Here is a 10,926-nt window from a genome sequence, read left to right as displayed (position 1 = left end):
ACCTGACCCGCCAGGGACATCTCAGGCACCCCCGACACCGTCACACCACCGACCCCGACCGCGAGCAGCACCCGAAGCATCAACCCGCCCGAGCGTCCAAGCGATTAGGCAACGGGCTCGATGTGAGGCCCCTCGTCACCGAGACAGCGATCTCGGCGACGCGTCCCCGACGGTGCCTGGCCGGAGCCCGGGTCGCGAAGATCCGCATGAGGTGAGCGATCGCTCCGCTCAGCGGAGCGATCGCCCACCAGTTCCAGATCTTGCTGGCCCGACGTCTCCCTGACGCGGCGGAACGCGTGGAAGGCCTCGGCGTGCCTCGTTGCCACGAGCGGGAGCAGCAGGCTCGCCCGCTCGGACATGCTCGACGCTCGGCGCAGCAGCACCGCCGCCTCGTCGCTACTCGTGGCCCGGATGCGGTGTCCGGAACGGCGGCGCCGGGCGGTCGCGCAGCTCGTCCTCCAGGGTCTCGCCGTCGCCCTCGGGGAAGACGTCGTGCTCGATGCCCTCACCGAAGCCCGGCGCCTCGTGCGGGGCGCCTGCTCCCGGGTCGGCCGCCGCGATCTCGTCGGGCTGGGGGTCGTGTGGCCAGGCGAACGGTGAGTCGGTCATCGGGACAACGTGCCGGGTGCGGATGACCGGACGGTGAACTCGCGATGCCGGTGTCGCGGCACCCCGGTCGGGTGGGCCGAGCCCGTCCTGTCCGGCTGACGCGCGCAGCCGCTGTGTCCACACTCGCGTCGTGACCGATGCGCCCGCCTACCGGATCTGGCCGCCCGTGGCGTTGGGCGTGCCGCTGCTGATCGGCGTCGGGATCACCGCGGCCGCGGGCGACCCGGTCACGTGGCCGGTCGGCGCGGCCCGCGGCGCGGGGCTGGTGCTCGTCGTGGTCTTCGCCCTGTGGAACGGGTGGGCGTTGTGGCTCATGGGTCGACACCGCACGGCACTGCTGCCGGGCGGCGCAACACGCACGATCCTGGACCGGGGTCCGTTCGGACTCAGCCGCAACCCCCTGTACCTGGGCCTGATCGTCCTCGTGGTGGCGCTGGCCCTGCTCTGGCCGTCGTTCTGGGCGGTCGTCTCGGTGCCCGTCGGGGTCGCGGCCCTGTGGTGGGGCGCGATCCTTCCCGAGGAGCGCTATCTGCGCGCGAAGTTCGGGGCGGAGTACGCGGCGTACTGCGCCCGCGTCCGACGGTGGCTCTGACGCGTCAGGACGACGACGTCGTCGCGGCACCGGTGCGTCGGCGGGTCAGCACCACGCCGACGATCACGACCGCGACGGCGATGATCCCGGTCATCGCCAGGTCGAACCGCGATCCCTCCCGGGCGCCCATGTAGATCAGCACCGCAGGGATCACGACGATCACGGCCCAGGTCAGGGCGGGGAAGGCCCACATCCGGACCGGCATCTCGGTGCCCTCGCGCTCGAGCGTCCGGCGCATCCGCAGCTGGGAGATCGCGATCACCAGGTAGACCAGCAGCGCGACCGCGCCGGAGGTGGCGAGCAGGGTGGAGAAGACCTCCTCGGGGAAGGCGTAGTTCGCGATCACCGCGAGGAAGCCGACGAGCGTCGAGCCGAGCACCGCGAAGCGCGGCACGCCCTGGCCGGTCGTCCGGGTGACCGCGGGGGGCGCCTGCCCGCGCCGCCCGAGGGAGTAGAGCATCCGCGACGCCGTGTAGAGCGCCGAGTTCAGGCAGCTCGCGACCGCGACGAGCACGACGACGTCGACGATCGCCTTCGCCCCCGGGATCCCGAGGACCTCGAGCGCCGCCTGGTAGGACCCCTCGTCGGGCAGCCGCGGGTCGTGCCACGGCACGATCGCCACCACCAGCAGGATCGACGCCAGGTAGAACACCGCGATCCGCCAGATCACCGAGCGGGTGGCCCGACCGATGCCCCGCGCCGGATCGCTGGACTCGGCGGCGGCGATCGTGACGATCTCGGTGCCCATGAAGCTGAACATCGTGATCAGGACCGCGGCGACGATGGCGCCGAACCCGTTCGGCGCGAACCCGCCCTCCGAGACCAGCCGGGACAGGCCGCCGACCTCCGGGACGCCGGGCAGGAGGTCGAGCACGGCCAGGACGCCGAACACGATGAACGCAACGATCGCGATCACCTTGAGCAGTGCGAACCAGAACTCGAACTCGCCGTAGTTCGACACCGCGAACAGGTTGGTGACGGTGAGGACGACGGTCACGGCCAGGGCCCAGCCCCACTGCGGGACGCCGGGCAGCCACGAGTTGAGGATGACCGCGGCCGCCGTCGCCTCCACGGGGATCACGAGGACCCAGAACCACCAGTAGAGCCAGCCGACGGTGAAGCCCGCCCACGGACCGATCGCGCGGTCGGCGTAGGTCGAGAACGAGCCGGGGTCCGGCCGGGCGGCAGCCATCTCGCCGAGCATCCGCATGACCAGCACGACGAGCGTGCCGGCGAACAGGTAGGCGATCAGCACGGCGGGGCCCGCGGTGGCGATGGCCTCGCCGGAGCCGATGAACAGCCCGGCGCCGATCACGCCGGCGATGCTGATCATCGTCACGTGCCGTTGGCGGAGGCCGGCGCGCAGCTCGCCGTCGTCGCGCGGGGCGGTGGTCACGGTGGTGGTGCCGCGCGTCGGTTCGCTCCCGGCGGCGCCGTCGGACGGTTCGGACATCGGCGCCCCTCTGTAGCGACAGGCCGTGACGAGGACGTCACCAGCTGACACCGTGAGGTACGTGTGAGTCAACGGCCGCCGACGCTCCGTCGACGGTCACCCCACGGGCCCGCGCGCGACCACGCTGTCGGGACGGAGAAGGCGTGCGCGGCGAAGCGCTCGCCGATGAGCCGGTGGCCGGCGGCGTCGGGGTGCAGGCGGTCGGGAAGGGGGTGCTCGGCGGCGTCCGCCTCGCCGTAGAGCGCGAGACCGTCGACGAGGTGCAGGTGCGGGTCGTCGGCGCGCTCTGCGACGACGCGGGCGAGCTCGCGCCGGATCGCGCGCAGCGAGAGCCGCCCGGTGGGCCCGTCGACGACGTCGGCGGGGTCTCCGGTGGCGCGGAAGCGGACCGTCCCGTCGCTGAAGTCCGGGGCGCCCGGCCCCGGGGTGTCCTCGTGAATCGGGCACAGCACGGGGCCGACCACCAGGAGCGGTGTCGTCGGGTGGCCGTCGCGCAGGGTGTCGAGGAACCCGTGCACCGCCGGCGCGAGCACCCGCCGGCGCATGACGTCGCCGTTGACCAGGTTGATGCCGATCTCGAGGCTGAGCAGGTCGGCCGGCAGGTCGCGCATGACCCGGGCCACGAACGGGTCGAGCATCATGCTGCCGCTGAACCCGAGGTTGACCAGGTCGACGCCGCCCGCGGCCGCCGCGAGCGCGGGCCAGGTCCCGGTCGGGCCGCCGGCGTTCGATCCCTGGCTGATCGAGCTGCCGTGGTGGACCCACATCGGGCGGTCGCCAGACGGGAGCGGGGCCACCGGCGCGTCGGCGCGCAGCGCGACCAGCTCGGTCCGCGCCTGGTGGGGCAGCCACAGCTCGACGTCCTGGTCGCGGCCGGAGAGGCCGGCGAACCGCAGGGTCGCGGCGGGGCCGTCCGCCGTCTCGGTGGCGCCGGTGGCGAGGTCGACGGTGACGGTGGTCCCGCCGCTGGTGGACAGCGAGCCGGCGGCCACCCCGCCGACGACGAGGTCGACCCGTCCGTCGGGGCGCGGTGGCATGCCGCGGAAGCGCATCGTCGTCCGGCGGAGGTCGACCTCGACGACGGTGGCCCTCGTGCGGAAGGCGAGCCGCACCCCGGCCGGGCAGGCCTCCGCGGTCAGCAGCTGCGCGTCGGCCCGGGCGCGGGCCCACGCCGGCAGCCGGTGCGGCAGGAGACCGCGGTCGGTGGCCTCGATCTCCAGTGCGCCCCGCACCAGGTCAGCGGTGATCGTCGTCTCGACCAGGGGCGTGGTGCTCGATGGGGCCGCCAGGTCGTCGGTCACGGCGGGGTTCCTCCTCGTCGGTGGGGTCCTGGTCGGGGTCCAGGTCGTTCGCGGATCATCCCCGGCGACGGGCACCTCCGCCGCCGGGTTCCGTGGCCGCGAACGCCGGCGTTGACGATCAGCCGCCGCGCTCGCCAGGCTCCGCGCCGAGAGGCAGGAGGTCGGCGCCGATGACCGCCATCCGCACCACGCACGTCGGGAGCCTGGTCCGCCCACCCGAGCTCGTCGAGATCCTGCGGGCCCGCGAGCACGGCGAGGGCGTCGATCCGGCCCACCACGCCGAGGTGCTGGCGCGGTCGGTCGAGGAGGTCGTCCGCCGGCAGGTGGAGATCGGCATCGACGTCGTCAGCGACGGCGAGTACGGGAAGTCCGACAGCTGGTCGCGCTACATCCGCGAACGCCTCGGGGGCTTCACCGTGTCGGAGCCCGCCGGGACGGTCACGGCGCGCTCCAACGTGCCGCCCGGCACCGACAAGCGCCTCTTCGGCGAGTTCTACGCCGAGTACGAGGCGTCCCAGGGGTTCGTGGGCGGGGGAGGGGAGTGGCGGGCGACCTCGCCGGTGCACTACACCGGGCAGGAGGCCGTCGGGCGCGACATCGCGAACCTGACCCGCGCGGCGGTGAAGACCGGTGCCGCCGGCGCGTTCCTGCCGGTGGTCGCGCCGGCCAGCGCGGTCCCGCGCCCCGCCCTCGACTTCTACGACTCCGACGAGGCGCTGCTGTTCGCCGTGGCGGACGCGCTCAACGAGGAGTACCGCGCCGTCGTCGACGCCGGGCTCACGGTGCAGGTCGACGACGCCCACTTCGCGATCACCTACGACACGATGGGCGGCGACCTCGCCGCCTACCGGGCCTGGGCGGAGGTCCGCACCGAGGCGCTCATCCGTGCGCTGGACGGGATCCCGCCGGAGCGCGCGCGGTACCACGTCTGCTGGGGGAGCTGGAACGCCCCGCACGTCGGCGACGTCGCGCTGCGCGACATCGTCGACCTCGTCCTGCGGGTGCCGGTCGGCACCTACTCCCTCGAGCAGGCCAACCCCCGCCACGAGCACGAGTGGCGGGTCTGGGCCGACGTCGAGCTCCCCTCGGGCAAGGTCCTCATGCCGGGCCTGGTCAGCCACGCCACCAACGTCGTCGAGCACCCGGAGCTCGTGGCCGAACGGATCGTCCGACTGGCCGAGCTCGTCGGCCCGGACCGTGTGATCGCCAGCAGCGACTGCGGCTTCGCGCAGGGCCCCCTCGTCCGCCGGGTCCACCCGAGCATCCAGTGGGCGAAGCTCGAGGCGCTCGTCGAGGGTGCGCGCCTGGCGTCGACACGGGTCTGACCGCCGGCGGTCAGGCGAGGGCGGAGCCCTGCCGGTACTGCTCCCACGGGATGGTCCAGTCGGCGATGTCGCCGTCGGCCGGGGTGAGGGGGCGCTCCGAGCCGACGATCTCGACCGGGTCGCCCATCTGCACCCAGTTGAAGAACATCTCTCCGTCGGCGGGGGACACGTTCGCGCAGCCGTGGGAGACGTTGCTGCGACCCTGCTGGCTCACCGTGGCCGCGTTGACGTGCACGAACTCGCCGTTGTTGGAGATCCGCACCGCGAAGGGGAGCTCCTCGTCGTAGAACCCGGGCTCGCCCGCGGCCGGGCCGCCCCACGACTCCGAGCGCATCCGCTTGACCTCGTACTTCTCGAACGCGACGTGGATCCCGGACTGCGTCGGGTACTCGGGTCGGCCGAAGGACGCGGGCAGGGTCCGGACCTCCCGGCCGTCCTGGGAGAGCACGAGGGTGTGGGCGTTGACGTCGCCGCGGACGCGCTGGTCGCGCCCGACGGTGAACGAGAACGAGGTGTCCGCGCCGCCGTCGAGGCCGCGGCCGGCGGCCACCCCGAACAGTCGCGCGTCGACGGTGACCTGCGTCCCGGGGCGCCAGTACTCCTTGGGGCGCCAGTTGAGCTGTTCGTCGGACATCCAGTGGAACGAGCCCTCGGTCGGCACCGAGGTGGTCACGGAGACCCGCCGCTCGACGGCGGCACGGTCGCCGACCGGGGCGTCGAAGGTGATCGAGATCGGCATCGCGACGCCGACGGTCTGCCCGTCGGTGGGACGGATGCTCGCGACCTCGAGGGTCTGCTCGGGCTTCTCGACGGTGCGGAAGGTCTGGTCGATCGGGGCGCCGGGCCTGCCGTCGGAGTCGACGCCGGCGGCCTGCACGCGGTACTCGGTGTCGTAGGCGAGCCGGGCGCTGGTCCAGCGCGTGCCGCTCGGGTCGGGCGTGCCGGCGAGCGGGGCGGCGCCGGCGGGCGTCACGGTCACCGAGGTGATCTGCCCACCCGCGGCGGAGACGACGACGGGATCCGACGGGGCGACGTCCGCGGCGCCCGCGGGCACGGACGCCGCGAGGGAGAACGGGACCGGGGACGCGAACGGCGATCCGGGGATCGCGCTGCAGCCACCCAGGACACCGAGCAGCGCCAGCACCGTCACGACGGGCGCGAGCCAGGTCCGACCGGTCCGGCCGCGCCGTGGTGGTTCGGTCGTGATCATCGCGGGACTCCCTCGCGGCCGTGAGGCGGTGACCAGGGAAGCGTCCGCCGCACGAGGCGCGCGCAGAATCACCATCGCGATCACAGAGGTCGTCCATCGAGGTCAGGTTCTCGTCACCTCGAGGCAAGCCTCAGCGTTCGCCCTCCGAGGGCGTCGTCGTCGAGTCGTGGCCGGTCGTCACCCGCGCACCCACGACCTCCAGGGAGACCATGTCGATCTCCACCGTCACGTCCCACTGCCGGACGAGTCCCAGCACCAGGACGTCGAGCACCGCCGGGTTGGACACCCAGTAGACGGCCGGGCGGGGGACCAGGGTCACCTCGCACGAGGTGCGGTCGCGATGGGCGACGGAACTGACCAGCCCGGTGTCGGTCGTGATGACCCGGCCGGTCACGCCGGGGTCCCGGCGGCGGCGTGCGCGCTCCGGATCTCCGAGCTCGTCGAGGCGATCTCGACGGTCACCTCGAGGCCCTTCGTGAGGCTCAGCGCCAGGATGTCGAGGACGGCGCGGTGCGCCACCCAGTACCGGGCGCCCGACGAGTAGAACATCACGTCCCACACGTTCTGGCCGTGACATTCGATGGCCCGGACACGCGAGACCGCGGTGTGGGTCGGTGAGGTCACGTCAGGGCTCCCGGGGGGCGGAACAGGGCCGGCGTCGATCGAGTCTTCCCCGGACACACGCTCACGGGCCAGAGCCGACCCGCCCCTCGGCTCCCGCTCGGAGGAGCGTGAGCTGTTCGACGCGCCGGGCCGTGCGGCTGCCCGGCTCGGGGGTGAACACCTGCAGGTGCTGCCCGGGCACCGCCACGTTGGCGAGGGTCGTGCAGTGCAGGTCGAGCTCACCGAGCACGGGGTGGCAGAGCCGGTGGGTGCCGGGGCACGGGCTCACCGTGATCTCCCGGGACGACCAGAGAGCCGCGAAGGACGCGCTGCGCTCGGTCAGTTCCGCGGCGACCTCGGCGATCCGTCCGTCGCCGGGGAACCGCGCGGACGACTCCCGGAGGCTCGCCACGGCCGCGCGGGCGGTGAGGTCCCACTCGTCGCCGTAGAAGGAGCGGGCGGCCGGATCGCCGAACACCATGCGGAGGAGGTTGTCGCGCCGGCCGAACCCCGCGTGCAGACCGACGCTCGCCGGGTTCATGTCGACGACGTCGAGCGCGCGGTCGAGCACCGTCACCGGCACCCGCACCAGCGACGGGTGCAGTAGGGCGCGGAGATCGGGTCCCGGCGCGGCCGGCAGCGGCTCCACCGGTGGCGGCGCCTGGCCGGCGAGCCGGAACAGGTGCCCGATCTCCTCGTCGTGCAGGCGGAGGGCGCGAGCGAGTGAGGCGAGGACCTGCGGGGACGGGTGTCGCTCGCGGCCCTGCTCGAGGCGGGTGTAGTAGTCGGTGCTGACGTCGGCGAGCTCGGCGAGCTCCTCCCGGCGCAGTCCCGGCACGCGGCGCGCACGTCCGTCGGGCGACAGCTCGACCGACCGCGGGTCGACGCGACGGCGGCGTGCGCCCAGGAACGCCCCGAGCTCGGTGCGGCGCCCGCGCTGCTCTTCCCGCACCCCCCGACGGTAGACGGTCGCGGGGGCGGCCCGTCACACCTCGCGGCGGGGTCGCTCACCGCGGCGTGGTCCCGAGGGGGTGCGCTGCACCCTGCCGGGGTGACCGCACGGACGGTGTGCTGCTCGGGAGCGACGGAGGGAGCCGGCATGAGCATGCCCTGGGTGGTCCGGGAGGCCGCGCAGCAGCGGATCGCGTGGATCGGCGGCAGCGTTCACCACATCGTCCTCGACGGCGCGGCCACCGACGACCGGCTCGCCGCGTTCCGGTCGACGATGACGGGAGGTGCCGCGTCGCCCGTGCACGTCCACGATCACGAGGACGAGACGGTGTTCGTGCTCGACGGCGCGGGCATCTTCTGGGCGGGGGATCAGCACTGGGAGCTCGGAGCGGGCGACACGGCGTTCCTCCCGCGGCGGGTGCCGCACAGCATGCTGATCACCTCCGCGACCGCGGACCTCCTGACCGTGTGCACCCCGGGCGGGATGGAGGCCTTCTACCGGGCCGCGGGCTGGGACCTGCGGGAGCCGGTGCCGGAGGACTGGGCGGTCGACATGGCAGCGCTGAGCGCGGCCGCCGAGGCGTGCGGCCAGCGGGTGCTCGGGCCCCCGCTGACCGCCGGTGACCGGATGCCCCCGCGCCATCTCACCGACAGCAGCCGATGACCGTGTCGGTTCAGGCGCGAGCCTTGGCCTTGCGGCGCCACTGGGTCAGCGGGCGCTCGGTGTAGCCGTTGGGCTCGGTCCCGCCGCTGAACACCAGCTCGAGCGCAGCCTGGAACGACTCGCTGTTCTCCAGGTCCGGCGCCATCGGCGGGTAGCCGTCCTGGCCCTCGTTCTGCTCGTCGACCAGCGCGGCCATGCGCGCGAACGTCTCCCGCACGGTGTCGGCGTCGACGACGCCGTGCTCGAGCCAGTTCGCGATGAGCTGGCTGGAGATCCGCAGCGTCGCGCGGTCCTCCATGAGCCCGACCCCGTCGAGGTCGGGCACCGTCGAGCAGCCGATGCCCATCCCCACCCAGCGCACCACGTAGCCGAGGATCGACTGGGCGTTGGTCTCCAGCTCCCGGCGCACGTCGTCGTCGGACAGGGTGCCCGGGTCGGAGAGCGGGAGCTCGAGCAGGTGCCGACGGTCGGCGGTCTGCCGCTGCGCGAGCTCCTCCTGGACGGCGTGCACGTCGACGCGCAGGTAGTGCAGCGCGTGCAGCGTGGCGGCGGTCGGCGAGGGCACCCACGCCGTGTTCGCGCCCGCCTTCGGGTGACCGATCTTCTGCTCCAGCATCTCGGCCATCGCGGCGGGCTTGGCCCACATCCCCTTGCCGACCTGCGCGTGGTGCTCGAAACCGGCCGCCAGGGCGACGTCGACGTTGCGGTCCTCGTAGGTCTGCAGCCAGACCGTCGACTTCATGTCGCCCTTGCGCAGCACCGGTCCGGCGGCGAAGCAGGTGTGGATCTCGTCGCCGGTCCGGTCGAGGAACCCGGTGTTGACGAAGATGACGCGGTGCGCGGCCGCGCCGACGCAGGCCGACAGGTTCACCGTCGTCCGCTTCTCCTCGTCCATGATGCCGATCTTGAGCGTGTTCGTGTCGAGCCCGAGGGCCTCCTCGACCGCCGCGAACAGCTCGACGGTCAGCGCGACCTCCGCCGGCCCGTGCTGCTTGGGCTTGACGACGTAGACGCTGCCGGCGCGGGAGTTGGTGTGCGGGCCGAGCCCGCGCAGGTCGTAGAGGGCGGCGACGGCGCACACGAGCGCGTCGAGCACACCCTCGTTGACCTCCTCGCCGTCGGCGGTGAGGACGGCGTTGGTGGTCATGTGGTGCCCGCAGGTGCGCACCAGCATCAGCGAGCGACCCGGCAGCGTCAGCGCCGACCCGTCGGCGGCGGTGTACTCGCGATCGGGGTGGACCCGCCGGGTGACGGTCTCGCCGCCCTTGGAGAACTCCGCGACCAGGTCGCCGGTCATCAGCCCCAGCCACGTGCGGTACGCCAGGGCCTTGTCCTCGCCGTCGACCGTCGCGACCGAGTCCTCGAGGTCGACGATCGTGGTCACCGCCGACTCGAGCGCGATGTCGCTGACGCCCGCGTGGTGCTGCCGGCCCACCTGGGTGGACGGGTCGATCACGAGGTCGACGTGCAGGCCGTTGCGGACGAGCAGCACGTTCCCGCGGCCGTCGGCGTCCGAAGTGGTGAACCCGGCGAACTGCTCCGGACGAGCCAGCCCGACCGTGCCGTCGGCGGTGTCGGCGGCCAGCCCGTCGCTCGATGGGCGGTAGGCGGTGACGTCGGCGTGGCTGCCGCGCTCGAGCGGGAAGAGCCCGTCGAGCAGCTCGTCGGCGGCCTCGATGACCTGGGCGCCGCGCCGCTCGTCGTACCCCTTTGCCAGCTCGTGGTCCTGGGGGAGCGCGTCGGTACCGTAGAACGCGTCGAACAGCGAGCCCCAGCGGGCGTTCGCGGCGTTGAGCGAGAACCGCGCGTTCGTGGACGGCACCACCAGCTGCGGACCGGGCACCTCGGCGATCTCGGGGTCGACCCGGTCGACGTCGATCGTGGGGACGGTCGACGGCTCGGGCTCCAGGTAGCCGAGGTCGGTCAGCAGCTTCTCGTAGTCGTCCCGCGAGCCCGCGCCACGCTCGGAGTGCCAGGTGTCGATCTCGTCCTGGAACCGGTCGCGCTCGGCGAGCGCCGTCCCGATCGGGGGCGCGAACCGCTCCTGCAGCCGGGCCAGGGTCGACCAGAACTGCTCGCCGGTGAGCTCGACCTGCGCGAGCAGCTCCTCCTCGACGAACGCCCGCAGGTGCTCGTCGACCTTCAGCCCGGACCGCTCGGACATCTCGGACACTGACGGACCGCCCCTCACCCACTGGACCACCGGGACCCGCGACGA

At 73.2% G+C, this 10,926-nt stretch carries 11 protein-coding genes; 3 read left to right on the top strand and 8 right to left on the bottom strand.

All coding sequences use genetic code 11. From position 1 onward, the window contains the following. Positions 1 to 396: 396 nt before the first annotated feature. Positions 397 to 609, bottom strand: coding sequence for a hypothetical protein (locus QSK03_RS31940; protein ID WP_285659743.1), 213 nt, complete (start codon positions 607 to 609; stop codon positions 397 to 399). Between the two features lie 130 nt (positions 610 to 739). Between QSK03_RS31940 and QSK03_RS31935 the strand changes: the two genes are divergently transcribed. Further along, positions 740 to 1,201 (top strand): methyltransferase family protein, encoded by a 462-nt coding sequence (locus QSK03_RS31935; RefSeq protein WP_285659741.1) that lies wholly within the window; start codon positions 740 to 742, stop codon positions 1,199 to 1,201. 4 nt (positions 1,202 to 1,205) lie between these two features. Here QSK03_RS31935 and QSK03_RS31930 read toward each other — a convergent pair whose 3' ends face one another. Next, entirely contained in the window at positions 1,206 to 2,654 is a 1,449-nt protein-coding gene (locus tag QSK03_RS31930) for an amino acid permease (RefSeq protein ID WP_285659739.1), read from the bottom strand. A 68-nt stretch (positions 2,655 to 2,722) separates the two neighbouring features. Beyond that, a complete protein-coding gene (locus tag QSK03_RS31925) occupies positions 2,723 to 3,916 on the bottom strand; it encodes a GDSL-type esterase/lipase family protein (RefSeq protein WP_285659747.1) in 1,194 nt (397 codons plus the stop codon). A gap of 209 nt (positions 3,917 to 4,125) precedes the next feature. Here QSK03_RS31925 and QSK03_RS31920 point away from each other — a divergent pair, with 209 nt between their 5' ends. Beyond that, positions 4,126 to 5,280, top strand: coding sequence for a cobalamin-independent methionine synthase II family protein (locus tag QSK03_RS31920; RefSeq protein ID WP_285659738.1), 1,155 nt, complete (start codon positions 4,126 to 4,128; stop codon positions 5,278 to 5,280). A 10-nt stretch (positions 5,281 to 5,290) separates the two neighbouring features. Here QSK03_RS31920 and QSK03_RS31915 read toward each other — a convergent pair whose 3' ends face one another. The 4 genes from QSK03_RS31915 to QSK03_RS31900 form a co-directional block, all read right to left on the bottom strand. Further along, entirely contained in the window at positions 5,291 to 6,490 is a 1,200-nt protein-coding gene (locus QSK03_RS31915) for a L,D-transpeptidase (RefSeq protein ID WP_285659736.1), read from the bottom strand. A gap of 130 nt (positions 6,491 to 6,620) precedes the next feature. After that, positions 6,621 to 6,884 carry a hypothetical protein gene (locus tag QSK03_RS31910; protein ID WP_285659732.1) on the bottom strand — a complete coding sequence of 88 codons (264 nt, stop codon included), beginning with the start codon at positions 6,882 to 6,884 and terminating at the stop codon, positions 6,621 to 6,623. Further along, complete coding sequence (locus tag QSK03_RS31905; RefSeq protein WP_285659731.1) at positions 6,881 to 7,114, bottom strand: hypothetical protein; 234 nt, start codon at positions 7,112 to 7,114, stop codon at positions 6,881 to 6,883. Before QSK03_RS31905 ends, QSK03_RS31910 begins: the two co-directional genes overlap by 4 nt. 61 nt (positions 7,115 to 7,175) lie before the next feature. Then, a complete protein-coding gene (locus QSK03_RS31900) occupies positions 7,176 to 8,045 on the bottom strand; it encodes a helix-turn-helix domain-containing protein (RefSeq protein ID WP_285659730.1) in 870 nt (289 codons plus the stop codon). 147 nt (positions 8,046 to 8,192) lie between these two features. On the opposite strand from QSK03_RS31900, the gene QSK03_RS31895 reads away from it, so the two are divergent. Next, entirely contained in the window at positions 8,193 to 8,708 is a 516-nt protein-coding gene (locus tag QSK03_RS31895; protein ID WP_285659729.1) for a cupin domain-containing protein, read from the top strand. 10 nt (positions 8,709 to 8,718) lie between these two features. Here QSK03_RS31895 and QSK03_RS31890 read toward each other — a convergent pair whose 3' ends face one another. Continuing rightward, positions 8,719 to 10,872, bottom strand: a complete 2,154-nt coding sequence (locus QSK03_RS31890; RefSeq protein ID WP_285659746.1) for a malate synthase G — start codon at positions 10,870 to 10,872, stop codon at positions 8,719 to 8,721. Positions 10,873 to 10,926: the final 54 nt, after the last annotated feature.

Origin of the sequence: Actinomycetospora sp. NBRC 106375, assembly GCF_030269665.1 — a bacterium.
Taxonomy (GTDB): Bacteria; Actinomycetota; Actinomycetes; order Mycobacteriales; family Pseudonocardiaceae; genus Actinomycetospora.
Note: the sequence above shows the minus strand (reverse complement) of the source record. Positions and strands in the feature narration are given on the sequence as shown.